Origin of the sequence: Aliidiomarina iranensis (assembly GCF_003987135.1) — a bacterium.
Lineage (GTDB): Bacteria > Pseudomonadota > Gammaproteobacteria > Enterobacterales > Alteromonadaceae > Aliidiomarina > Aliidiomarina iranensis.
This window is the reverse complement of record NZ_PIPJ01000004.1, coordinates 49883-73695: the sequence shown is the minus strand read 5'-3', so window position 1 is coordinate 73695 and position 23813 is coordinate 49883. Positions and strand designations below refer to the sequence as shown.

General features: G+C 47.6%; 22 protein-coding genes. 17 read left to right on the top strand and 5 right to left on the bottom strand.

What is annotated here, in order from left to right; genetic code table 11:
* Window positions 1-36: 36 nt before the first annotated feature.
* Both CWE08_RS07100 and CWE08_RS07095 read right to left on the bottom strand, forming a co-directional pair.
* Window positions 37-2556: a glycoside hydrolase family 3 protein gene (locus CWE08_RS07100; protein ID WP_126767100.1), complete on the bottom strand. Its 2520-nt coding sequence runs from the start codon at window positions 2554-2556 to the stop codon at window positions 37-39.
* On the bottom strand, window positions 2556-3812 hold the full coding sequence (locus tag CWE08_RS07095) for a sugar MFS transporter (protein ID WP_126767099.1): 1257 nt from the start codon (window positions 3810-3812) through the stop codon (window positions 2556-2558). The genes CWE08_RS07100 and CWE08_RS07095 overlap by 1 nt, the downstream gene beginning before the upstream one ends.
* 100 nt (window positions 3813-3912) lie before the next feature.
* Here CWE08_RS07095 and CWE08_RS07090 point away from each other — a divergent pair, with 100 nt between their 5' ends.
* Genes CWE08_RS07090 through CWE08_RS07080 form a run of 3 tightly spaced genes read left to right on the top strand, consistent with a single transcriptional unit; the run spans window position 3913 to window position 7617 of the window.
* Window positions 3913-5274, top strand: a complete 1362-nt coding sequence (locus tag CWE08_RS07090; RefSeq protein ID WP_126767097.1) for a GH1 family beta-glucosidase — start codon at window positions 3913-3915, stop codon at window positions 5272-5274.
* A complete protein-coding gene (locus CWE08_RS07085; RefSeq protein ID WP_126767096.1) occupies window positions 5271-6590 on the top strand; it encodes a glycoside-pentoside-hexuronide (GPH):cation symporter in 1320 nt (439 codons plus the stop codon). Before CWE08_RS07090 ends, CWE08_RS07085 begins: the two co-directional genes overlap by 4 nt.
* A gap of 37 nt (window positions 6591-6627) precedes the next feature.
* Window positions 6628-7617, top strand: coding sequence for a LacI family DNA-binding transcriptional regulator (locus tag CWE08_RS07080; RefSeq protein ID WP_126767094.1), 990 nt, complete (start codon window positions 6628-6630; stop codon window positions 7615-7617).
* Here CWE08_RS07080 and CWE08_RS07075 read toward each other — a convergent pair.
* The 3 genes from CWE08_RS07075 to CWE08_RS07065 form a co-directional block, all read right to left on the bottom strand.
* A complete protein-coding gene (locus tag CWE08_RS07075) occupies window positions 7609-8190 on the bottom strand; it encodes a gamma-glutamylcyclotransferase (RefSeq protein WP_126767093.1) in 582 nt (193 codons plus the stop codon). The two genes, CWE08_RS07080 and CWE08_RS07075, sit on opposite strands and share 9 nt — an antisense overlap.
* Window positions 8191-8201: 11 nt before the next feature.
* The gene (locus tag CWE08_RS07070) at window positions 8202-8519 is read right to left on the bottom strand and encodes an Mpo1-like protein (RefSeq protein WP_126767091.1); all 318 of its coding nucleotides are present in this window, start codon (window positions 8517-8519) and stop codon (window positions 8202-8204) included.
* Between the two features lie 222 nt (window positions 8520-8741).
* Window positions 8742-9188: a hypothetical protein gene (locus CWE08_RS07065; protein WP_126767090.1), complete on the bottom strand. Its 447-nt coding sequence runs from the start codon at window positions 9186-9188 to the stop codon at window positions 8742-8744.
* 182 nt (window positions 9189-9370) lie between these two features.
* On the opposite strand from CWE08_RS07065, the gene CWE08_RS07060 reads away from it, so the two are divergent.
* From CWE08_RS07060 to CWE08_RS06995, 14 genes are all read left to right on the top strand, one after another.
* Window positions 9371-9730 carry a PepSY domain-containing protein gene (locus CWE08_RS07060; RefSeq protein WP_126767088.1) on the top strand — a complete coding sequence of 120 codons (360 nt, stop codon included), beginning with the start codon at window positions 9371-9373 and terminating at the stop codon, window positions 9728-9730.
* Complete coding sequence (locus CWE08_RS07055) at window positions 9727-10398, top strand: response regulator transcription factor (protein WP_126767087.1); 672 nt, start codon at window positions 9727-9729, stop codon at window positions 10396-10398. The genes CWE08_RS07060 and CWE08_RS07055 overlap by 4 nt, the downstream gene beginning before the upstream one ends.
* Window positions 10395-11705 carry an ATP-binding protein gene (locus CWE08_RS07050; protein ID WP_126767084.1) on the top strand — a complete coding sequence of 437 codons (1311 nt, stop codon included), beginning with the start codon at window positions 10395-10397 and terminating at the stop codon, window positions 11703-11705. Before CWE08_RS07055 ends, CWE08_RS07050 begins: the two co-directional genes overlap by 4 nt.
* Window positions 11706-11805: 100 nt before the next feature.
* A complete protein-coding gene (sufB, locus tag CWE08_RS07045; protein WP_126767080.1) occupies window positions 11806-13242 on the top strand; it encodes a Fe-S cluster assembly protein SufB in 1437 nt (478 codons plus the stop codon).
* Between the two features lie 3 nt (window positions 13243-13245).
* Window positions 13246-14004 (top strand): Fe-S cluster assembly ATPase SufC, encoded by a 759-nt coding sequence (gene sufC, locus CWE08_RS07040; protein WP_126767271.1) that lies wholly within the window; start codon window positions 13246-13248, stop codon window positions 14002-14004.
* A complete protein-coding gene (sufD, locus tag CWE08_RS07035) occupies window positions 14001-15248 on the top strand; it encodes a Fe-S cluster assembly protein SufD (RefSeq protein ID WP_126767079.1) in 1248 nt (415 codons plus the stop codon). The genes sufC and sufD overlap by 4 nt, the downstream gene beginning before the upstream one ends.
* A complete protein-coding gene (locus tag CWE08_RS07030) occupies window positions 15245-16468 on the top strand; it encodes an aminotransferase class V-fold PLP-dependent enzyme (RefSeq protein WP_126767077.1) in 1224 nt (407 codons plus the stop codon). The genes sufD and CWE08_RS07030 overlap by 4 nt, the downstream gene beginning before the upstream one ends.
* Window positions 16469-16478: 10 nt before the next feature.
* On the top strand, window positions 16479-16835 hold the full coding sequence (locus CWE08_RS07025) for a HesB/IscA family protein (protein ID WP_126767076.1): 357 nt from the start codon (window positions 16479-16481) through the stop codon (window positions 16833-16835).
* Window positions 16836-16852: 17 nt separating this feature from the next.
* Window positions 16853-17383 carry a putative Fe-S cluster assembly protein SufT gene (gene sufT / locus CWE08_RS07020; protein WP_126767074.1) on the top strand — a complete coding sequence of 177 codons (531 nt, stop codon included), beginning with the start codon at window positions 16853-16855 and terminating at the stop codon, window positions 17381-17383.
* Between the two features lie 114 nt (window positions 17384-17497).
* A complete protein-coding gene (locus CWE08_RS07015) occupies window positions 17498-17908 on the top strand; it encodes a SufE family protein (protein ID WP_126767073.1) in 411 nt (136 codons plus the stop codon).
* Window positions 17909-18230: 322 nt separating this feature from the next.
* Window positions 18231-18851, top strand: a complete 621-nt coding sequence (locus CWE08_RS07010; RefSeq protein WP_126767071.1) for a hypothetical protein — start codon at window positions 18231-18233, stop codon at window positions 18849-18851.
* A gap of 91 nt (window positions 18852-18942) precedes the next feature.
* Window positions 18943-20211, top strand: coding sequence for a hypothetical protein (locus CWE08_RS07005; protein ID WP_126767070.1), 1269 nt, complete (start codon window positions 18943-18945; stop codon window positions 20209-20211).
* A 27-nt stretch (window positions 20212-20238) separates the two neighbouring features.
* A complete protein-coding gene (locus CWE08_RS07000) occupies window positions 20239-21738 on the top strand; it encodes a hypothetical protein (RefSeq protein ID WP_126767068.1) in 1500 nt (499 codons plus the stop codon).
* Between the two features lie 12 nt (window positions 21739-21750).
* Window positions 21751-23790, top strand: a complete 2040-nt coding sequence (locus tag CWE08_RS06995) for an SUMF1/EgtB/PvdO family nonheme iron enzyme (RefSeq protein WP_126767067.1) — start codon at window positions 21751-21753, stop codon at window positions 23788-23790.
* Window positions 23791-23813: the final 23 nt, after the last annotated feature.

Below are 23813 nucleotides of genomic sequence, written 5' to 3'. Positions count from 1 at the left end.
GTACTTAGTTACTAGTACTTAGTTACGAGATTTCTTTTAGTTACCGAGGCAGAGCGTTTGCCCTTGATCTTCGGCAACCTGAGGTACAAAGCGAATATCGTTAAAACTCACTTGCCAAGTTTCAGCAGTGCCAAGGCCAAACGCGCTACCCACTTGCGCCAAATTAAAACCAGCGCTTTCCAAGCAGCTTAAATTAAAGTACAAAGTTTGCCATTGGTTTTCTGGGAGTTCGGCAAGCTCGCCTGCAATGTTCGCGCTAAAGCTGCAATTCTCACCACAATACAGGTTGAGCGTAACATCGCTTGGTACCGCCATTTCGCTTTTTAATGTTACCGCTAAAGCACTATTTTCCGTGCTGTAAGCCCGCAAATCGCGCGGGAAGGGTGTCACTAAGCTGAAATTGGCTTGTTCTGTGCCGGCAAAGGCAAATCGCCGAGCATCTTCTTGCACCTGATCATCAAAGGTTTCGGTGCGTATCGCCCGCAAAGATTCAACAGAGCTTGCCACAATACTGCGCGTATCAGCGTTGCTCAATTCCAACAACCATGGCTGCTGAACAGCGCGTTCGAAAATCACTAAATCTTCGGTTTGCTCGCTCTCTTCAATGTCTTCCGATAAGGTTTCGCTGAGTATATTGGCATCGCCATAAGCCATCCCCATACCTAAATCGAGTAATGTTTCCTCGGCGGTTGGCGTAGCCGGCCACGAAAAAGGTAAGCGGCCGGTAGCATCAAACTGCACGTTGCCCTGGGTATCACGCAAAATAACATCGGCCACACCCTGGCCCTCACTGCCCGGCAACCACACCGCCATAAAGGCATCGGAAGCATTGATTTCTGGGTTCACCCACATAGGGCGGCCACTGATAAACAAGCTCACTACGGGAATACCTTGCTCACGTAAGTTATTCAAAAGAGCTAAATCAATGGCGTTGCCACGTTGATAATCAAGATTGGCGATATCACCATTACCTTCGGCATAAGGTTGCTCACCGAACACAACAATGGCCACATCCGGTGTTTCGTTGAATTGGCCATCTTCAGCGAGTTCAATTTGCCCACCGGCAGCAGCTACCTGATCGGCAATGCCTTGATAAATCGAGGTGCCACCGGGGAAATCTTCGTTGGTATTGCCGGTGCCTTGCCAACTAATGGTCCAGCCGCCGGATTGCTGGCCAATATGATCAGCCGCAGAGCCAGCTACCAGAATGCGTTGCTTAGGATCGAGCGGGAGTAACTGATCATTGTTCTTCAATAATACGAGCGATTGGCGCACCGCTTCCCGCGCAATTTCCCGGTGCTCAGCGGCACCGATTAAATCAGTTCTGCCAGCAAATGGCCGATTCGCCGGGCTTGGTTTTTCAAACAAACCTGCCCGAACCTTTACACGTAAAATTCGGCGCACCGCATCGTCAATGCGTGCTTGCGGAATCACGCCTGCTTGCACTTGCTCAATCAGGTTCTCATAGAGCGGTTTCCAAGCATCAGTGGGCACCATGTACACATCTAAACCAGCGTTCGCTGCCTGTGGGCAATCATAATTGGTGCAGCCGGGAATTTGCCCGTGGCCATTCCAATCACCCACCACGAAACCATCGAAGCCCATTTTTTCTTTTAGAACTTCAGTAAGTAAATAATGACTGCCATGAACTTTTTCGCCGTTCCAGCTATTAAATGTAGCCATCACGGTTTGCGCCCCGGCGCCCAAGCCACCCACATAGCCTTGCGCGTGAACATCAAATAAGGTTTGCTCATCTACTTCGGTGTTGCCCTGATCAATACCATCGGTGGTACCGCCATCACCCACAAAGTGTTTTACGGTGCTGATTACCCGCTGCTCATCGAGAAAATCTTCGCCCACGTTACCTTGTAAGCCGGTAACAATGGCAGCGGCGTAATCGCGCACAATGGCAGGGTTTTCTGAGTAACTTTCATAAGCACGGCCCCACCTCAGGTTCTTGGCCACAGCAACTGTGGGCGCAAACACCCAATCAATGCCGGTAGCCATTACTTCACGAGCTGTAGCGGCCGCTATTTGTTCAATCAGTTCTGGGTTATTCGCCGCACCTAAGCCAATGTTGTGAGGAAAGATAGTAGCGCCAATCACATTGTTGTGGCCATGAACCGCATCGGTGCCCCACATAGTAGGAATACTTGAGCCATCGAGGCTATCGTCAACCGAGGCTTCATACATGGCCTCGGCTAAAGCGATCCAATCATCTGGAGTGGCATACTTATCGTTATTAGGGAACGAACCGCCGCCATTCAAATACGAGCCAAAACCGTATTTGCGCATATCTTCTACCGTGATATCGCGAATTTCAGGCTGAATCATTTGTGCAATTTTCTGTTCCAAGGTCATGCTAGCCATGATCTCGCTTACTTGCGCTTCAACTTCGTTATTGAGCCCTACTGGTGATTCGATATAGGGCCAAATTTCATCGTTACTGTCGGCAACAGGCGCTTGCCCGTTATCACTACAAGCGCTCAAGGAGAGCGCGCATGCAAGCGTGATACCTACTGTAATAGAGTTCTTTCGAAAAACAGTGCGCCGCATTACGCCACCTCCTGCTGAGTTTGTTGCTCCGTTTGCTGCTCTATTTTGTTGGCACGCGGAATGTAGCCACGCAGCCCATAATAGAAGATATAAACATAGCAAAGTAATGGAATGATAAACGACATTTGAATGCCTACCTGATCGGCAAGGAAGCCTTGTGCCAACGGCACAATGGCGCCACCAACAATGGCTAAGCATAAAATGCCAGAGCCCTGGCCACGGCTAGCGCCAAGATTTTGTAGGGCTAAGCTAAAGATAGTGGGGAACATAATCGAATTGCATAAACCAACAAACAGAAGTGACCACATGGCTAAGGTGCTAGAAGATGTCATGGTGGTTAAAAGTAACAGCACAGCCGCAATCGCATTAAATGCCAAAACCCGGTTGCCGGAAATCTTTTGCATAATCGCGGCGCCTAAGAAACGGCCCACCATGGCGCCACCGAAATACCAAGAAATATAGTGAGAAGCACGTGAGGCACTCATATCGCCAATCTCTGGCAGTGCAATATACATGGCGAGAAAGCTGCCAATGCCTACTTCTGCACCCACGTAAACGAAAATCGCGAGTGCGCCCAGCATTAAGTGCCGTTGCCGCCAGGCTGAACCTTCTTTCGGTAATGCTACGGCTGGGTCTACTCGGCCCATGTTAGGCAATTTCAGGAATACGAAGATAATCGCCATAATCACAAGGGTAGCGGCCAAAATGAAATAAGGCAGGGCTACAGTATCGTTAGAAACGCCGGTTACTTCTGGGTCGGCTATACCCCCAAAAATCAACCAAGCCCCGAAGAATGGCGCTACGGTAGTGCCTAACGAGTTAAATGCTTGTGTCATGGTGAGGCGGCTAGATGCTGTGCTGGCATCGCCAAGCACTGTAACGTATGGGTTCGCCGCAACCTGCAAAATAGTTACTCCAGATGCGAGTATAAAAAGTGCAAACAGGAATAAACCGTAAACTTCCATCATGGCGGCTGGGTAAAATAACAAGCAACCTGCGCCGGCTACCATTAGGCCGGTAACAATGCCGGATTTATAGCCGATTTTGCCAATTAAATGACCCGCGGGAATCGATACAATAAAGTAGGCGCCGAAAAAGCAAAACTGGATAAGCATCGATTGCGCGTAGCTTAAATCAAACAGCAAACGCAAGTAAGGAATGAGAATATCATTCATGCAGGTAATAAAGCCCCACATGAAGAAGAGTGAGGTTAACGCTGTGAGCGCGAACCGATATTGGTTGTTGTTCTGGGTCATAACTGCCTCGGTGTAATTATTTTTTTGACCTTAGTAATATTTATGGCCTATGATGTAAGCGCTTTCATTTATAGCATAATTGAACGGTTTCGCAATCTTTATGAAAAAAATAAACCTACCAAAACATTCAAAATTACTCTCGAACGAGTTTGTGTTCGGTGTTGCTACCTCATCTTTTCAAATTGAGGGGGCTGCCAACGAGCGTGAACCAAGTATTTGGGATACTTTTTGTGCGCAACCGGGGCGCATTAAAGATGGCAGCAACGGCCTAATTGCTTGTGAGCATGTAAAGCGCTGGCGCGAAGATGTTGATTTGATTGCAAGCTTAGGTGTTGATGCTTATCGCTTTTCAATTGCCTGGGGCCGAGTAATTAATGCAAATGGCAGTATTAATTCTGCTGGCTTAGGTTTCTATGTGAACCTAGTTAACACTCTTGCAACCTTAGGGATAGCCTCGCACGTTACCCTATATCATTGGGATTTGCCCCAGTACCTTGAAGATCAGGGCGGTTGGGTAAACCGCGAAACCGCGTATAAATTTGCTGAGTATGCGGAGGTGGTTGTAAAAGCATTGGGCGATAAAGTAGCCAGCTACGCCACGTTAAACGAACCTTTTTGCAGTGCTTATTTAAGCTACGAAGCGGGTATTCATGCGCCTGGAAAAAGAAGCCGGAAACAAGGCCGGCAAGCGGCTCATAATTTGTTGTTAGCGCATGGTTTAGCGTTACCCATTCTCCGCAAGCACGCACCAAAGGCTGAACACGGAATTGTGCTTAACTTTAGCCCATGTTTCCCCGCAAGTGAGAGCGCTGCGGATCAACGGGCGGCAGCTATGGCGCACGCCTATCACAATCTTTGGTATTTGCAGCCGTTACTTGCGGGCACTTACCCTGAGTTGCCAGTGCCACTTGCCGATGATGAATGGCCGATTATAGATGATGGCGATATGGCTATTATTTCTCAACCCATCGATTTTTTGGGTGTGAATTATTACACTCGAACCGTATTTAGGGATAAAAATGGCTGGTTTTCTGATGTACCACCAAGTGAACCGCCGTTAACCACCATGGGCTGGGAAATTTATCCGCAAGGGCTCACGGAAGTTCTTACCCAGCTTAAAGCCGCTATGGGCAACTTGCCACCTATCTATATCACCGAAAACGGTGCGGCATTTCCTGATGAGGTGATTGATAATCAAGTACATGATGCGGCTCGAATCGATTACTATAATGGCCACTTGTTAGCCGTGCATAATTGCCTTGAGCAAGGTATTGAGATAAAAGGTTATTTTGCGTGGAGCTTACTGGATAACTTTGAGTGGGCCGAGGGCTATACTCAGCGATTTGGGATTGTGCATGTGAACTTTGATAACCAACAGCGCATTTTAAAAGATAGTGCCCGCGCCTTGCGGCAGTTTTGGCATGCTCGGAAATTAAATATCGAGGCGGCGGAAGTATTATGATCGCACGGAAAGAAAAAATAGCTTACGGCTTTGGCGACACAGCAAGTAACTTAATTTTTCAAACCGTGATGTTATTCCTAGCCTTTTTTTACACCGATATTTTCGGTATTTCAGCGGCTACGGTAGGCACTATGTTCTTAGTAGTGCGCTTACTCGACGCGGTAACCGACCCTCTCATGGGTTACCTCGCTGATAATACCCGCTCACGCTTCGGCCAGTTTCGGCCCTATTTGATTTGGCTCGTTATCCCTTTTGCGGTGTGCAGCATTCTTGCGTTCACCACACCTGATTTAGGCGATACCGGCAAAGTTATTTATGCCTATGTAACCTATACCCTGCTCATGCTTGCCTATACCGCCATTAACATTCCTTACTCGGCGCTCGGTGGCGCTATTACCAGCGATCCGCAAGAGCGTGTTTCAATTCAATCTTATCGCTTTGTGTTCGGTATGCTGGGCGGTTTAATTGTTACCTTGCTCACCTTGCCGTTGGTGAACTTCTTCGGTAACGGAGATCGTGCTTTAGGTTATCAACTTACCATAGCGGCCATGAGTGCCGTAGGTGTGTTGCTGTTTGTTCTGTGTTTTTTAGGTACAAAAGAGCGTGTGCATCCCCCCGCTGATCAACAACTTCGGTTCCGAGCAGCATTAGCAAGCGTTTGGAAAAACCCAGCCATGCGAACCTTAGCGGTTGTAGCGGTTCTGTTGCTGTGCGGGATCGCCATAAAAAATACGTTAGCAATTTTCTATGTGAAATATTATCTCGGCCGCGAAGAGCTTATTACCCCTTTTGTTTCTTTGGGTATGGTTGGCAACATTATTGGCTGTGCCCTGGCCGCGCCTTTGGTGCGGTATGTGGATAAAGTAAAAGCCTACAAAGCACTGCAAATTATTGCCGCGGTATTTTCACTCGCAGCCTTTTGGATTGGCCCAGAGCAAATTGTATTAGCCTTTGTTTTCTATTTTTTCTGGTGCTTTTTCCTACAAATGGCCACCCCCATGTTGTGGGCCAAAATTGCGGATACCGTTGATCTGGGACAACGCAGCTCTGGGGTGCGCGCAACCGGTTTAGTGTATGCTTCAGTGGTGTTTTTTATCAAAATTGGCATCGCTATAGGTGGCGCTATTGCCGGCTGGTGGCTGGCGCTTTCCGGATACGAACCGAATCAAGAACAAACGGAAGCAACGCGCTTAGGCATTCTATTTGCGTTTACCGTCTTGCCGGCAATCACCTCGTTGCTTGTTGCCTGGGTAATGCGCAGGTACACTCTGGATAATGCTCGCGTTCAACAAATTGCTAATGAGCTAGCGCAATAATTATTATATACCGCTGCAAACGAGATTATTTAAACCCATGGCTACCATTTATGAAGTATCAGAGCGGGCTGGTGTATCACTCGCAACAGTATCCCGTGTTATCAACAAAACCGTACCGGTACGTGAATCAACGCGAATTAAAGTTGAAGCGGCTATGCGTGAACTCGGTTATCGGCCAAACTCGGTAGCGCAATCACTTGCAAGTAATCGTTCTAATAGTATCGGTATCGTTGTGTCTGAGCTCGGAGGCCCTTTTTATGGTGAGTTACTTAGCCGTATTGAAAATGAGTTTCGAGCTGTAGGCAAGCATGTCATTATTGCCGCTGGGCATAGTAATGCGGAACTTGAGCGCGATAGCATTGAGTTTTTGCAAAGCCGAAATTGCGATGCTCTGATTTTGCATGTGGAATCGGTAGACGATAAATACCTCGAGGATTTAGCAGCCACGGGTTTGCCCTTTGTGCTAATCAACCGAATGGTGCCAAGCATCGCCGAGCATTGCATTACTTTGGATAACGAGCAGGGTGGCTTCTTAGCTACGGAGCACTTGTTGCAACTTGGCCATCGCGATATCGCCTACATCTCTGGCCCGTTGTGGAAACATGATGCGGAAGAACGTTACACAGGGCATCAAAGCGCCTTAGCGAGTTACGGTATTGAAGAAGATAAAACACTCTTTTACGAAGGGGATTTTCAAGAAACCGGCGGTGAGCAAGGCCTTGCTCACTTGCTTGCACAGGGTAAAAAATTTACGGCCTTAGTGTGTGCCAACGATGAAATGGCCGCTGGCGCAATTACCGCGGCCCATGAAGCAGATTTAGCGATTCCGGAGCAATTGGCGGTAATTGGCTTCGATAATATTAATTTTTCTCACTACACTTACCCAAAACTCACAACCATTGATTATCCAGTGGCCGAAATTGGCGAAATGGCGGCGCGTTGGGTATTGAAGCGCGTGTATCAGCGGCCAATTGATGACCTTGAAGTGTTGTTCGCGCCACAACTTATTGTGCGCGATTCAACCTAAGCGCCTGCTTGGCAGTGCTTGCAAGGCTGATTCGATAGCAAAAACGTGGGGGTCGTTTACCTTGAGTTCCCGTAAAGCCTCGGCCAGCTTCAGTAAGTATTCACTATTTGGCCCACTTGGGCCGGTTGCACCGGCAATGTGCTCGGCAATATCGGCTTCGCTTGCTTGCCCTAGGTAGGCGGCATTATCCGGCCCGGCTACATACACTAAGCCTTCAACGGCACCATCATTATCGAGCCACTCAAATTCAGTGAAAAAGCGTAAATAGCCATTTTTTTCGCGGTGATCAAGATGAGCAAAAACATCCGGCGTTACCTCATAAGCCATGCCCACACAACTTTCCGCGGGCGCTTCAATTAAGGTAGCTACCCGGCCGGGATGCTCGGGTGTGCCGCGGTGATCGTGGGAACCCTGCCAAAAGCGCCGTTGCCAACCATGAATGCGCGCCGGTTTTCGTTGCAGATAGGGAAAATCGGCTTTGTAAATTAGCGAGCCGTACCCAAACAGCCACACGGAATCGAGATGGTCCAGTGGTTGCCGCTTTTGGTTTTCTAAAATTGTGTTATGCGACATCTAAACGGCACTCACCATGGGAGCCGGCCGGTGAGTACGTCTTTCAACATCACCCAATCGCCCATTAAGCTATATAAAGGATGCTTAAAGGTGGCAGGCTTATTTTTTTCGAAAAAGAAATGCCCCACCCAAGCAAAACCATAACCCACTAAAGGCACCAACCAGAGCAGTGCCCAGTTGCTGCTTGCGATAGCGGTGGCAATAATCACTAAAACCAACACACTGCCGATCACGTGCAAACGCCTGCTTGTGCGGTTTTTGTGCTCTTGCAGGTAATAAGGATAAAACTCTTTAAAGCTTGAAAACTTTTCCGGCATGGTGCGAATCATGATGGCGTACTCCTCAGCAGTTGTTGAAAAAATAACGCTATTTCACTGCAGTTACAAGTTTATGCGTATTGGTGTAGGGTCTAGGGTGTAGGCGGCCAGCAATGTTCATGCGCAGAAAGCTACCAATTGGCACTTATAAGTTAGGTTAGAAGCTCAGTGCTGGTATAAAAAAGCCGAGATCGGGGTGACCTCGGCTTTTTTACCAATGTTTTTACTACCGCGTTATTGTAAATCGCTCAACATAAACTTAAGTTCGATTTCGCGGCCATTCGCATTGTAGCCATCGAGCTCAATTTGCCCGCGTGAATTCACTTCCAGTTCATCGAAACGCACCATGCCCTCGGCAACACCGCGATCAATGGCCTGTTGCACTTGGCTCGCTTCCATACCCCACGGCGATATCACTAGTTTTTCTCGTTCATCGCGTTCAATTTCATTGTTGCTATTGAATCGTTGCTCAACAAACCAGCCATCGCCGATAAAACCTTCTACGCCAATACGATCTCGGCTTTCCCATTCGATTTCAGTAACATGGCTAAAGCCATTGTCGTTCAGAATAGACATTAAACGATTATGATTAGCCGATTCTGTGGTTTGCTGCGTAACTGCATAAACCGAAGCGCTTGCAGCAAGAATTAAGGTGGCGATACTTAACGTTACTTTTTTCATAGTCGTGTTTCCTCTTTTGGTGAACATTTGCAACCAAGTAAAGTTCCCTTGTTGCGGTTGACGCCAATAGTTATAACAATGCTTACCTAACCCAATGCTGAAAATTTTATTCATCTTGTGTTCATGTTTGCTCTGGCATTATATGTCGCTAATATCAGCATAGTGTTTACAAAGGAGTTTGTATGAGTTGTTTACGCGTTTTTTGCAGTGTATTCGCTATGGTGGTGACATTAAGTTTTGCCACCAGCACAGCACAGGCAATGCCAAATACAATCTTAAATGCCATGCAGAATTCGGCTTTGCTGGTGCTCGCAGAGCAAGAGCGTGTGCCGCCGCAACAAATTCAGGAATATTTAGAAAAGAAATATTACGGGCGAATGCTCACCATTGAACTTGATAACGATGATGGCCTTTTGATCTACGAAGTAACCTGGCTTGGAAATGATGATCAAATAGTTGAATTTCACTTTAATGCGCGCACGGGTGAGCTATTTTGGATGAAGGGAATCAATATTCGCAAGCTTGAGAGGGATAAACCATGAAGCTTTTGTTGGTAGAAGATGATAAAGCCCTTGCACGCGTGATTATGCGCACCCTTGATGAAGCAGGTTTTATTGTGGAGCATGCAACAAAAGCAGAGCAGGCCGATTTTTTGTTGAGCACCGAGGATATCAAAGCTGTGCTCTTGGATTTGGGGCTACCCGATGGCGATGGTGTGCAACTCATTGATAGATGGCGCCGTGCTGATATTTCCGTACCCATTTTAGTGCTTACCGCCCGCTCTCGTTGGGCTGATAAAGCCGATAGCTTTACAGCCGGGGCTGACGATTACCTTACGAAACCGTTCTCTCATGCTGAACTCGTGTTTCGCCTGCGGGCGTTACTGCGCCGAAGTTATGGTCATAGCCACCCCAAATTGCAAGCCGGCGCAGTTGTTTACGATACCCATAGTGGTGTGGTAACCCGCGATGGTTTGCCGGTAAACCTAACCGCGCAAGAACTGCGGCTGCTGAGTTACTTGCTGCACGCCATGCCGCGAGTGGTTTCACGTGTTGAATTAGTAGAGCAAGTGTATGATCGTGATAAAGAGCCTGATTCAAATGTGATTGATGTGCAAATTGGGCGATTACGGCGAAAATTGGGCGATCAATTCATTGAAACCTTGCGTGGGCAAGGGTACCGAATTGTTCAGGATGAAAGCCAGCTATGAGCTTGCATCGGCGCTTTTTATTATCAGCGTTAGCGCTTGTGCTCATAGTTACGCCTATTATTGGCTACCTTTTAGTAAATTCTGCGCGAGTAGCGGTAACGGAATCATTCGATGCCCGATTAGAATCTATTTTAAATGTTGCTATTGCTAATTTAGATGAAAATGAGCTCGGTGAGCTTACTTGGGAAGATAGGCTAGGCGATTCTCGGTTTCGGCAACTTTCATCTGGTTGGTATTGGCAAATTGATGATGAAAACGAAACTTTGTTTCGATCGCAAAGCCTGTATGATCAAAATCTTGCCCTTGAAACCCAAGAGCGTAGCGGAATTACGGTTCTACAAGGGCCAAATGCACAGCAATTACGGGTTATGTATCGAACGGTGCGGCGGGTTAACCATGATTTTCCGATTCGCGTTGTGGTGGCTGGCAATCAGCAAGAAATAGAAGATAGTTTGGATTATTTCGAATGGCTGGCGCTCGGCAGTTTCTTACTTTTTGCTGCATTACTGTTTCTCCTTTTTGCCTTACAAATTCAATGGGCATTAAGGCCATTGCGATTCCTGCAAAAGCGAGTTGAGCGCTTACAGGCCAATGAAAATATTCCGCCTGATATGCACTTGCCAAGCGAATTAAAAGCGTTAGCCGAGGCGATTCACCGAGCAATAGAACGGAATGAAAAGCTACTGGAAAACTCGCGATTAACGGCAGGCAATTTGGCGCATGCGTTGAAAACACCGTTAGCGGTTCTGCAAAGCTATGCGGAGCGCGCGCAGAAAGTGCCTGATAGCGGGGCTACTGGTGATGAATGGTTGGTTGAAATCACCCGCATGAATGAGGCGATTCATCACCACTTGGCGCGGGCAAGTGCGGCGGGAAAACATAACCCCCGCGAAAAAATACAGGTGCTTCCGGCTTTAAATCCGGTGTTTAAAGGCCTTCAAGTAATTGCACAGCGCAAGGGGATTCGGCTTTCTGTAGCAATTGCTGAAATCCAAAGCTCTTTTTTAGATGCACAGGATTTACAAGAAGTTGTTGGGAACCTTGTTGAAAATGCTTTGAACCATGCGATCTCTGATGTATCGGTAACCTTCAAAAACAATGAATTACTGGTTTGCGACGATGGCCCCGGGATACCGGAAGCCAAGCGTGAACTGATGCTCAAGCGGGGCCAACGCTTGGACCAGCGAGCCGAAGGATACGGTTTGGGCCTCGCTATTGTGATCGATATTTTACAAAGCTACGAATTAACGTTGGAAGTTTTTCCCAACGAACCTCAGGGCACCTGCGCCCGCATATCGTTTGTTTGAACTGTTTCGCCCTTAATACTTGAGTGATTTAGTCGGGAAATGTATAATTAGCGACATTCCGCATAGTCCGAACAACATGGTTTGAACAAGAGGTAACAGGATGAGTGAACAAATCGATCAAGCTCTGGCGCGTAAATACGATGCTGGCTTCGTTTCTGAGATTGAATCAGATACTTTCCCCATCGGTTTGGATGAATCTGTTATTCGCCGCATTTCCGCAATGAAAGAAGAACCGGAGTGGATGCTGCAATGGCGTTTGCAGGCATTCCGTTCGTGGCAAAAAATGAAAGAGCCCGATTGGGCGCATTTAGGCTACGAAAAAGTGGATTACCAATCCATTTCTTATTATTCCGCGCCGAAAAGCATGAAAGATAAACCGAAATCACTAGATGAGGTGGATCCGGAACTTCTGCGTACCTATGAAAAACTTGGTATTCCGCTGCATGAGCAGGAAATGCTGGCGGGCGTAGCTGTGGATGCGGTGTTCGATTCCGTATCGGTAGTTACAACATTTCGGGCCAAGCTAGAAGAAGCGGGTGTAATTTTCTGCCCAATTTCAGAAGCAATTCAAAAATACCCAGAATTAGTGAAAAAATATATCGGTAGTGTGGTGCCGCGCAGCGATAATTTCTTTGCGGCGCTTAATAGCGCGGTGTTCACCGATGGTTCCTTTGTTTACATTCCAAAAGGCGTGCGCTGCCCAATGGAACTCTCAACCTATTTCCGCATTAACGAGTTAAACACTGGGCAGTTTGAGCGCACCCTGATCGTTGCCGAAGAAGGCAGCCATGTAAGCTATCTCGAAGGTTGTACAGCGCCGCAGCGTGATGAAAATCAGCTGCACGCGGCCGTGGTGGAATTGGTAGCGCTAGATAACGCTGAAATTAAATACAGCACCGTACAAAACTGGTATCCGGGTGATGAAAACGGTAAGGGCGGTATTTATAACTTCGTTACCAAACGTGGTATATGCGAAACCAACGCGAAAATTTCGTGGACCCAAGTTGAAACGGGCTCGGCCATTACTTGGAAATACCCAAGCTGTATTTTGCGTGGTGATAATAGCGTAGGTGAATTTTACTCTGTTGCACTAACGCGTGGCCGCCAGCAAGCAGATACGGGCACAAAAATGATTCACCTTGGCAAAAACACAAAATCGACCATCATTTCTAAAGGCATATCCGCTGGGAATAGCAGCAATGCCTACCGTGGTTTGGTGAAAATGGGGCCGAAAGCTGATGGCGCACGAAACTTCACCGAGTGTGATTCGCTATTGATTGGTGATCGTTGCGCCGCGCACACTTTCCCATATATTGAAAGCTCGAACCCTTCCGCCATTGTTGAGCATGAGGCCACTACTTCAAAAGTAAGTGATGACCAACTCTTTTTATGCCAACAACGTGGGCTAGATACAGAGAAAGCCGTATCTATGATTGTGAATGGGTTCTGTAAAGAAGTGTTTAAAGAATTACCGATGGAGTTCGCAGTAGAAGCGGGCAAATTACTTGAAATTAGTCTTGAAGGTTCAGTGGGGTAAATGATGTTAACCATTAAAGATTTGCAGGCCAGTGTTGAAGAGAAAACCATTATCAAAGGGCTTAATCTCACTATCAACCCAGGTGAAGTGCATGCAATCATGGGCCCCAATGGCGCCGGTAAAAGTACCCTTGGTTATGTGTTATCGGGCCGTGAAGGCTATGAGGTAGAAAGCGGTTCCATTCAGTTTGAGAACCAAGATTTATTGGAAATGGAAGTTGATGAGCGCGCACGCGCCGGTATTTTCTTAGCATTTCAGTATCCGGTAGAAATTCCAGGCGTAAGCAACATGGAATTTATGAAAGAAAGTGTGAATGCGGCGCGGAAAGAGCGCGGCGAAGAGCCACTTTCAGCAGCTGAGTTTTTGAAAACAGCGAAAGCCGCATGCAAGCAAGTTAATTTACCACTCGATTTCTTGAAGCGTGGTGTGAACGAAGGCTTTTCGGGTGGTGAGAAAAAACGTAATGAAATTATGCAAATGATTTTGTTGCAACCAAAGCTTTGTATTCTTGATGAATCCGATTCAGGCCTTGATATCGATGCATTGAAAGTAGTGGCCGATGGTGTAAATAGCCAACGCGATGGTGAGCGCAGTTTCCTAGTAGTTACTCACTACCAACGCTTGCTCGATTATATTCAGCCTGATTATGTGCACATTCTTGCTGATGGCAAAATTGTGAAAAGTGGTGGCCCTGAGCTTGCCAAAGAAGTTGAAGTATCAGGCTATGCGTGGCTGGAAGGCCATGAGGAGGCAAGTGCATGAGCCAGTGGTTAGCAAAGGTTATTGATCGTGCCAGCACGGTTAAAGATTCCCTTAGCCCGGTTCGGCAAACTGCACTTGCAACCTTAAGCGAGCAAAGCTGGCCAACCCGGCGTACCGAAGCTTGGCGTTACACTTCTTTACATGAAGTGGCGGAGCTGGAGTTACAGCAACCTAGCGCAAATGCGAACGCCGAGGCTCCTGTAATTGCTGGCTTAAATAGCATTGATTTGGTGTTTGTGGATGCCCAGCCGGTAACCGATATTGCCAAATTAACTTTGCCTGCGGGTGTGAGCATAAATGCTTTAAATGATGCCGATTCGCAAGCAAGCCGAGTATTTAACCAAGCCAAGCCTTCACACCATTTGTTTGGGTTGGTGAACGATGTATTGGCGCAGCAAGGTTTAGTGGTTGATGTAGCGGCGGGCGCACAGGTTGAGCAGCCTATCCGCATTGTGAACTTTGTTACCGACGGTGTGGAATCGCATCATCGCGTGTTGGTAAACGTGGGTGATAACGCAAAGGTTACCGTTATTGAACACGGTGCCGGTAATGGCCATAGCATGAACACGGCATATGCCGAATATGTGTTGGGCAAAGAGAGCAAGCTTGAGCACTACCGTTTCGCCATGCATGGCGAAAACGCAATTCATATGGGCGGTAGCCACTTCAAAATGGGCGAGAGCTCGCGTTTGAATAGTACGATTGTAGGTTACGGTAGCCGCTTAACGCGTATCGATACCGATGTAATTCACGCTGCGGAACATGCGTTCGCGAAAATGAACTGCATTTATTTGCTGGCCCCAAAAGAGCATTTCGATCTGCACACTACCATTGAGCATGCGAAGCCAAATGGTACCAGCGAAGAGAATGCGCGCGGTATCGTGGGCGATAAAGCAAAAGCGGTGTTTAATGGCCGTATTCACATTCATCGGGATGCGCAGAAAACATTGGCGGAACTAAATAACCGCAATTTACTGTTATCGCGCGGTGGGCAAATTAATACTAAGCCTGAACTCGAAATCTATGCCGATGATGTGCAGTGTGCACACGGGGCCACGGTAGCCGAAATCGCTGAAAAAGAACTTTATTATTTGCAAACTCGCGGCATTCCGCGCAGCCAAGCATTAGTGATGTTGAACTTTGGTTTTGTGCAAGAGTTGGTAAACCAAATGCCGAACAAGGCATTATCTGAATGGTTACAGCCACTATTGCGTGAGCGTTTCAGTGCCATGGAGACAAAATGAGCTTAGATGTTCAAGCCCTGCGTAGCGAGTTTCCGATATTAAGCCGCGAAGTACATGGTAAGCCTTTGGTGTATCTGGATAACGCGGCTACGACGCAAAAGCCACAAGTGGTGATTGATGCGTTGGTTAATTATTACAGCCAAAGCAATTCGAATGTGCATCGTGGCGCCCACTTTTTAAGTGATGAAGCTACGCGGTTATATGAAGATGCGCGCACAGTTGTGGCGAACTTCATCAATGCCAGTGCGCGCGAAGAAGTGATTTGGACAAGCGGCACCACCGAAAGCATCAATATTGTGAGTAAGGGCATGGCGCAGCGGTTACAAGCTGGCGATGAAGTGGTGGTTACTGAGCTTGAGCATCATGCGAATTTAGTGACCTGGCAGCAAGCGTGCAAATTGAGTGGCGCAACTCTGCATGTGGCGCCGATTGATGATAATGGCACGCTAAATCGCGAAGCGTTTAGCGAGTTACTGAATAAACGAACTGTATTTGTGGCAATGCCGCACGTTTCTAACGCACTTGGCACTGTAAACCCAGTGGTAGATTTGATTCGGCAAGTGCGAACGCATGCTCCCGCGGCTTTAGTGTTAATCGATGGTGCCCAAGGCATTGCTCATGGCAATGTGGATGTGCAGGCCATCGATTGTGATTTTTATGTATTTTCCGGCCATAAGTTGTTCGGGCCAACCGGTGTAGGTGTGCTTTGGGGCAAACAAGCCGTACTAGAAGATTGGCCAGTGTGGCTTACGGGTGGCGAAATGATTGCTTCTGTAAGTTACCAAGATGCCACCTGGGGTGCGCTACCGAATCGTTTAGAAGCGGGTACACCGAACATTGCTGGGGTAATAGGCCTAGCGGCGGCAGTTCGTTGGTTCCAGCAGCTTGATGTACACGCTGTACAAGCCCATGAAAAGGCGTTGTTGGAACGCGCCGTTGAATTAGGCGATGGCGTTGAAGGTTTGCGCCTAGTTGGCAATGCAAAAGAAAAAATTGGGGTATATAGCTTTATTCTGGAGGGTTCGCACCCGGCGGATGTTGGCTTTTTACTGGATCGCCAAGGCATTGCCATTCGCACCGGCGATCACTGTGCGCAGCCACTGATGCAGCGGCTTAATGTTCCCGGAACGGCGCGTGCCTCTTTTAGTATTTATAATACACTCGACGAAGTTGAGCAGTTGTTCGTTGGGTTGAAAAAAGCCCAAATGATGCTGGCTTAAAGGAGTTGCTATGTCAGTTGAAAGTTTTGTTCCTGAATCTCGTGTTATTACCGTAACCCCAAGTGCCACCAAGCACTTCGAGGCAAAAATTGCGGCTACACCAGATAAAATTATTCGCCTATCCACGAAGCCTAGTGGCTGCACAGGCTATGCGTATGTGGTTGATTTAGCCGATGCGCCGGAAGAAGGCGATGAGGTAGTGGCTGTAAACGAAAAGCTTACCCTTGCGGTGGCCAAATCAGCAATTCCGATGTTGCGAAATACCGAGCTTGATTACGTGAAAGAGGGTATTAACGGTATTCTTAAGTTTAATAACCCGAACGTAGTTGATGCTTGCGGTTGTGGCGAAAGCTTCAGTGTTAGTTAAGCTCTTTTAAGGTAAGCATGCATAAGATTGTAACTACCAGCCGCGATTGCAAAGCGCGCCGAGTACCTACTGGAGAAGTAAAAATTATTCCCGGTGGCGAGTTCGTGAATATCACCCAAGATTTAGGCGGCAATTACACCGTAACCTGGGGTGGCAACATGCTGCGCATTGATGGCACTGATGCGGACGCAATTGGCCGTAAACCTACGGTGTTGAATTTCCCTGATCCGGAAGATGGTAAGGTTTCGGAAGCGCAAGTTTGGGAAGCGTTGGAAACCGTTTACGACCCAGAGATACCCATTGATTTAGTATCACTTGGCTTGATCTACAAAGTAGTGGTTGATGCTGAGCAAGGTATGGTTACTATCGATATGACACTCACCGCCCCCGGCTGCGGTATGGGCCCTGTGTTAGTGGGTGATGTAGAGTATCGTGTGGGTATGGTGCCGAATGTAAAAGATGTGAAGGTTGAACTCGTGTTTGATCCGCCTTGGTCGCGCGAGATGATGAGTGAAGAAGCGCAACTGGAAGCGGGCGTATTTTTTTAAGCCTCAGGCAAATACTATTTAAGCCGCAGCCGAACAATAGCCAAAGTGTTGAAATGCTGAAACCGACGAATTATTTACCGAATTCTTTACCAAAATAATTAATGTGAGAATCCCATGAATTTACCAACAACTACCGAGATTATTGAAGATATTGAGTTTCTCGACGATTGGGAATCCCGTTATCAGTACATTATTGATTTAGGAAAGGCACTGCCGAAACTTCCGGAAGAAGAACGTTTAGCCGAGTTAAAAGTGAAAGGTTGCCAGAGCGATGTATGGCTAATCACGCAGCAGGATAATAATGTTCTGAGTTTTCGGGTAGATAGCGATGCCATGATTGTTCGCGGGTTACTGGCAATTGTAATGGCTGCTTATAACGAGAAACAGCCAAAGGAAATCACTGAATTTGATATTGATAGTTATTTCCAAGCCATTGATTTAGAGAATCACCTTTCGCCGACGCGTGGTAACGGCTTGCGGGCGATTGTGGGTAAAATCAAAGCGATTGCAACCGAGGCCGCTTAAGGCGCACAACATAAACCGATTTAAGCATTGAATTCCGTGCGATTAACGTTTGATTTCAGTGCGATTAAGCTGTGAACATGGGGCAAATGTTTTAGCCGTTGTAGGTAATTAGGCCGTGTTGCAAATAGCATAGGTAGTTTTAAAGTAAATTAAGCGCGCCACTTTTGGCGCGTTTTTTGATTCCGCACCACTAAACGAGCAACGCCTTGTGGAATAAGCTACATTTACATTAACCACTTATTTACGGAACCTTATTTTACTTTCAACACCTAATAGTATAGTTACTATTAAAGCTGCAACTTTTTACAAAGGTGGCGTTCACATGGCATCACTACAGAACGGCAAGAACACGAAAGTAGCTTGGGCACGGAAGCAAGGTGCGCAAAAGCCAAGCGTGCGTGTTTTAGCATGGGTTGCCGGCCTATCGCTGTTAGGTGGTGTAACTTCAGCAATGGCTGATAGTTCAGAATCAGCCACAACAAGAGAATCGGTAGCGCCAATGGATTCGGCGTTTTATGTCGATTGCTCACATTTAGTATTCGATAATTTTTTTACCGAGGAATTAACCCGTGGTGAGCGAATCACCTTACTTAATGCCAACATTGAGGCGAACGTGGGGAATTACCAAGCGTGCCGAAGTGCCGCGAACGAGGCTGCGCAAGAGCGAATGGTGAACGCCGGTAGTGTGGGTGTAGCAGAAAATTCTGGTGCGGCTCTTGCCAGTGAAACACTGGAAGCATTAGCAGATGAACCAATAGAAACCACCGCTGAAAATGAAGAAATAGTTCGGCCTGCGGAAGCGTCTCGAAATCATTCGGCCGGTTCTGGTAGTGGTGGCACATCAACGGTGTGTGATGCGATTAAACAGGGCTTAGAAAGAGCGTCAACAGAAAGTGAAAAAGCTCATTTTGAAAAACTTAAAAATGATTATGGCTGCCAGTAACAGCAGTAGCTTAGAGTTTAAGCCAAGAATTAAAGCCAAGAATTGAAACCACGAATTGAAACTAAGAATTAAAAACAAAAAGGGAATACGTATGCATTTCTCAAAACATTTTTTGCAACCCGTGCGCACGCTGTTGCTGCTTGCCGTTGCCACATTAGTGATAACTGGGTGCCAATCGGCGCCAAATCGCGAGGTAGGGCCAAGCATGACAGGGCCTTCAGGCGTAGCCACTTTGGGTAATACGCAACGTACTTACCGTTATGATTCGGATATTTATTTGAATGTAGCCGTGCCGGTATTCGACCCGGGCCTACCACTCGATAGAAATGGTAACGTGGATTACGATCAACTCGTGGAAGACGATATCTGGCCCCAAATCCGGCGCTTAGAAGCAAACCGCTTCGCATTAGATACGAAACGAGCGTTAAGCGAAACTAACTCATTCGGTTCTATTTACGTTACCCCAGATACCAATTCTTCGGCCGACCTTTATGTGCTGGGTAAAATCAACCATTCTGATACCGAAACCATTAGTATTTCGATTCGTGTGGTAGATGGCACCAACGCTACTTGGGGCCAAGAAACGTTTGAATATCGTGTTAGTGAGGGGTACTACCGAGATGCTTTTAATAGTGGCGGCAACCCTTATGATCCAATTTTCACCGGTATTGCGAACTATGTTTACGATTTACTGAAAGAAAAAAGTGAAGCGCAAAAAGCGAATATTCAAGCCGTTTCTGAGCTGCGTTATGCGGCAATGTATAGCCCGGAAACCATGGGCGATTACCTTGAGCGTAAATCTACGCGAAATGGTGTTACTTATAATTTAACCGGCTTTCCAGCTGAAGAAGATGCCATGCTGCAGCGTATTCGCTTAATTCGTGCTGAAGAAGAGAATTTTATTTCTGATTTGCAGGATAACTACGCTGCTTTCTACGCACAAAGCGATTCTAGCTACAGCGATTATCATCGGGAAACCTTGCCTATCGCGGTTGGTATCCGTAAGCAAAAAGCCCAGCGTGGGCGGCAGCAAGCTACGGCGTTGTTTGCAGCCATTGGAGCTGGTTTGTTAATGAAAAATTCAGGCTCAACTGCGGGTGAGGTTGGCGCTATCGTTTTGGGCGCTACCTCTTTGTATAACGTAGGTGGTGCGATAGAGAGTAACCGAAACCTTGCCAATCAACGCCAGTTACTCACCGAGATGGGACAAAACTTAGATATCGAAGTTACGCCGCAAGTAATCGAATATCGCGATCAAACGATTGAACTACAAGGTAGTGCTCGCGAGCAGTATACGCAATTGCGTGCTCAGCTACTGGAGATTTATAAAGTAGAGGCAACGCCGGATCAGAATCTGTAGCGCAACTTAAAGGTAAAGGAGTAGGTTGTGTCTAACATTGATGATTCGATATCCGAAATAAAAGCAGCAAGGCGAAAGCTAATAACGAAAGTAGCGAAGGTAGCGCTGGTATCGCTGCTTATTATTGCGTTTGCCGCACTGCTTTATTTTTTGATTCTTACGTTCAGCAGTTCGTTTAATCGAGATTCCGCCGTGGTGGATAATGCGGTTGAGCTATCAGAGGGCATTGAGCATAGTAGCGCCGAGGCCAATGAAAACGGCGAGAACCAAGCCCTAACCGCTAATCCAGCGATTAACCCTGCGGAACGCGCGGCGATACAGCAACAACTTTCAGAAACTCGGCAACGTTTGCAGCAAGCAAGGCAGAATCAAGCACTCGAAGCTTGGCGCCCAGAACAGCTCACCCGTTTAGATAACGCCTTGGAAAGTGCCTATACCCTTTACACTGCTGCGGATTATTCGGCTACGCGTAATGCTTTGTTGAATATAGATACTCAGTTGCAACAGCTAAACACTGATTTTGAAACTGCGTATACCAGTGTTTATCAACAAGCGTTGGCTGCTTTTTCTGCGGGTGAAATTTCCCGGGCGCGATTGCTAGACCGTGAAGCCCTGCGCATAAACCCTCGATTTACCCCCGCCCTGAATTTGCAGCCTCGCTTAGATGTGTATGAAGAGGTGCAAGCGCTTTGGCTGCAAAGTAACGCGGCGCGAGCGGAAAATAACTTAGAACGAGAAAGTGAATTACTAACTGCACTGCTCGCACTTGATAGTGCTCATGCACAAGGTTATGAACGCGCGCAAGTAGTGCAATTTGAGCTCATTGAGAGAGCATTTTTAGAGGCTTTAAATACAGCCGTGCTGGCGTTGGATAACGGTGATTTAGATGCAGCAACAGCGGCACTTTCGGAAGCGGTTGAGGCTGGCGGTGAGCGAGTTGAGGTAGCCGATTTGCGGGCGCGTATTGCTTCTGAGCGAGCAGAGCGGGAATTAGCTCAAATAGAGCAACAGCTTGCCCTTTTCCAAGAACTTGATGAGTGGCCAACGGTGGCCATGGTTGCTAGCAACGCCCTGCAAAAGTACCCAGCGCACACCGCATCCGATCAAGCGCTCACGCAAGCAACAGCGATAACCCAAAGCCAAGCACAATTGCAGCGTTATATTGAACGGCCGCAACGGCTGAGCGATTTAGCGGTGTTGCGAAACGCCGAGGAAGCGATTGCGAATGCTGTGCGGTATCAAAGTTTAAGTGCAAAATTGGCGGCGGCTGTTACCGAACTTAATGAACAGATTGAAGTGGCGAACGAGCCGGTGCCGATTATTCTCTCTAGTGATAATCGCACTTTTGTGCGGGTTTTGGGTGAGGGTAACGTGGGCATTCATTCAGAATATACATTTTCTCTAAAGCCTGGCACTTATCAGTTCGAGGGGCGGCGCGAGGGTTATCGCTCGAAGATTATCACCGTGGTGGTAGAGCAGGCCGCTGCCCCTATTCGAGTAACCCTCATCTGTGATGAACGAGTTTAAAGGGAGAAGCGCTTGAACGCACTTGATAATGCCATTGATACCGGTGTTCGCAAGCATCGATTATTTGCGGTGATAAGCGCTAGCGCGTTAGTACTCGTGCTGGCGTTTTATTTGTTTTGGTTATTTCTTCTACAAGGCTTTACCCTTGTTGTATCGCCCACCGAAGCACGCGAGCAAGCCGAATTTAAGCGCCTTTCGGGTGTTGGTTTCATGCTCGGGAATAAACTTTATTTACTGAGTGACAATGCCCGTATCGAGGTAAGTGCTCATCTTTACCTACCGGAAGTTGTAGCGATTGACGCCAACACTGCAAGCACCATTGAAGTAACCCTAGAGCCGCAACCCGCTCGCTTAGCAGCACAGGTTAAGCCGACATTAGCGCAACCAGGATTAGTTGCACCTGAATTAGTTGCACCAGCGTTAAACGATGCCGTTTGGCGCATTGATGGCGTTATTTTTGGCGAGGGCGCCGAGTTTCAGGCTGAATTGCCGGAAGGCGAATTTAACCTAACGGTTTCACACCCCTTTTATGAAAGCCAAACTGCCATTATTTCTGCTCGCAAAGGGGAGGAAATCAACCAAGAGTTCATACTCGAGCCAGTACTGGGTAAACTCACATTAAATTCGCTTCCTGCAGGTGCTGAAATAACGCTAGATGGCGAGGTGGCAGGCACTACTCCGCTGGAATTAGCACTAGTTGGTGGCCGCTATGAAGTGCAAATTCAAGCCCAAGGTTATGAGCCTATCAGCGATACTATTCGTTTAAGCGTGGGTACTCCAGAGGCGAGCAGAAATTATCAACTAGAACTACTCAAGGCCACATTGCATGCTGATCTACAGCCAAGCGGCGGTGTTTTAACCGTGAACGCGCAACCGGTTGGTAACCCCGCGCGGGTGAATGCCAACCGTGCTTTACTTGTACGTTATTCGAAAGCCGGATATCGGCCGGCAACGCAAGAACTAGAATTAGCCCCCGGGGCCGAGGCCCGAACTACTTTTAATTTGCAGCCCCAACTTGGTGAAGTGAGTATTACGGCCAACGTGCCGGCTGAAGTTGCGGTGAATGGTGTGGCTCAGGGCCAAGTGCCGCTCGATCTTGAATTACAAACCGTGCCGCAAAGGGTTCGCTTTGAATACCCTGGGTATCGTGCGCTGGAGCTTGAGGTGCAACCATCGGCCACGGCAGCACGCAGTGTGAACGCTGAACTTATCACTGAGTTTGATGCCCGCCGAGCCGAAGGTAGGCCGCTCTTTGCCAACACCATTGGAATTAACTTACTGCCAGTGAGTTTACAGCCGTTCACCATGGGCTCTCCCCCCAGTGAGAATGGCCGCAGCCGGGATGAACTGCAACGGGAAGTGAGCTTCAGCCGCAACATTTGGCTTTCGGAGCATGAGATCACAGAGGGCCAATTTGCACGATTCACCGGCCAAGGGGATACTTCGAGTGAGTTGCCGGTTACGAATATCAGTTGGCTCGATGCCGCGCGGTTTACGAATTGGTTGAGTGAGCAAGAAGGTTTACTTCCGTTCTATCAAATTTCCGGCAATCGCTTAGTTGGCGTACATAAAGATTCACGGGGTTATCGGTTACCCACGGAAGCGGAATGGGAATTCGTAGCCAAACATTTTCGCCGCGCTGCCCGCACTCAATACATTTGGGGGAACCAATCGGTGTTGCGCGATAATCAAGCTAACTTTGCCGATGAAGCATTGCGTGGGGAACAAACCTATGTGTTACGGGATTACGAGGATGAGCATAAAGGAAAAGCGCCAGTTGGTAGCTATCCTGCCGATCGGAATGGGTTTTATGATTTAGCCGGGAATGTTCGCGAATGGGTGCACGATTCTTATCAGTTATTGCCCGTAACCAATAACAATACTGCGCCGGCTGCTGAAGATTATTTGGGCCCAGAGCGTGGTAATGGCCACGTAGTAAAAGGCGCTTCCTATTTAACGGGGCAAATGCAGCTTTTGCGCGCCAGTGCTCGGGCGCAAGAAACCGAGGCTGCTGCCGATATCGGTTTTCGTATCGCCCGTTATCATAATTAATAGTAACGATTAACAAATAGGTG

Bases quoted from the DNA above. Each gene is read 5' to 3' on its own strand.
- CWE08_RS07100 (WP_126767100.1), bottom strand. From the start codon at position 2,556: ATGCGGCGCACTGTTTTTCGAAAGAACTCTATTACAGTAGGTATCACG.
- CWE08_RS07095 (WP_126767099.1), bottom strand. From the start codon at position 3,812: ATGACCCAGAACAACAACCAATATCGGTTCGCGCTCACAGCGTTAACC.
- CWE08_RS07090 (WP_126767097.1), top strand. From the start codon at position 3,913: ATGAAAAAAATAAACCTACCAAAACATTCAAAATTACTCTCGAACGAG.
- CWE08_RS07085 (WP_126767096.1), top strand. From the start codon at position 5,271: ATGATCGCACGGAAAGAAAAAATAGCTTACGGCTTTGGCGACACAGCA.
- CWE08_RS07080 (WP_126767094.1), top strand. From the start codon at position 6,628: ATGGCTACCATTTATGAAGTATCAGAGCGGGCTGGTGTATCACTCGCA.
- CWE08_RS07075 (WP_126767093.1), bottom strand. From the start codon at position 8,190: ATGTCGCATAACACAATTTTAGAAAACCAAAAGCGGCAACCACTGGAC.
- CWE08_RS07070 (WP_126767091.1), bottom strand. From the start codon at position 8,519: ATGATTCGCACCATGCCGGAAAAGTTTTCAAGCTTTAAAGAGTTTTAT.
- CWE08_RS07065 (WP_126767090.1), bottom strand. From the start codon at position 9,188: ATGAAAAAAGTAACGTTAAGTATCGCCACCTTAATTCTTGCTGCAAGC.
- CWE08_RS07060 (WP_126767088.1), top strand. From the start codon at position 9,371: ATGAGTTGTTTACGCGTTTTTTGCAGTGTATTCGCTATGGTGGTGACA.
- CWE08_RS07055 (WP_126767087.1), top strand. From the start codon at position 9,727: ATGAAGCTTTTGTTGGTAGAAGATGATAAAGCCCTTGCACGCGTGATT.
- CWE08_RS07050 (WP_126767084.1), top strand. From the start codon at position 10,395: ATGAGCTTGCATCGGCGCTTTTTATTATCAGCGTTAGCGCTTGTGCTC.
- sufB (WP_126767080.1), top strand. From the start codon at position 11,806: ATGAGTGAACAAATCGATCAAGCTCTGGCGCGTAAATACGATGCTGGC.
- sufC (WP_126767271.1), top strand. From the start codon at position 13,246: ATGTTAACCATTAAAGATTTGCAGGCCAGTGTTGAAGAGAAAACCATT.
- sufD (WP_126767079.1), top strand. From the start codon at position 14,001: ATGAGCCAGTGGTTAGCAAAGGTTATTGATCGTGCCAGCACGGTTAAA.
- CWE08_RS07030 (WP_126767077.1), top strand. From the start codon at position 15,245: ATGAGCTTAGATGTTCAAGCCCTGCGTAGCGAGTTTCCGATATTAAGC.
- CWE08_RS07025 (WP_126767076.1), top strand. From the start codon at position 16,479: ATGTCAGTTGAAAGTTTTGTTCCTGAATCTCGTGTTATTACCGTAACC.
- sufT (WP_126767074.1), top strand. From the start codon at position 16,853: ATGCATAAGATTGTAACTACCAGCCGCGATTGCAAAGCGCGCCGAGTA.
- CWE08_RS07015 (WP_126767073.1), top strand. From the start codon at position 17,498: ATGAATTTACCAACAACTACCGAGATTATTGAAGATATTGAGTTTCTC.
- CWE08_RS07010 (WP_126767071.1), top strand. From the start codon at position 18,231: ATGGCATCACTACAGAACGGCAAGAACACGAAAGTAGCTTGGGCACGG.
- CWE08_RS07005 (WP_126767070.1), top strand. From the start codon at position 18,943: ATGCATTTCTCAAAACATTTTTTGCAACCCGTGCGCACGCTGTTGCTG.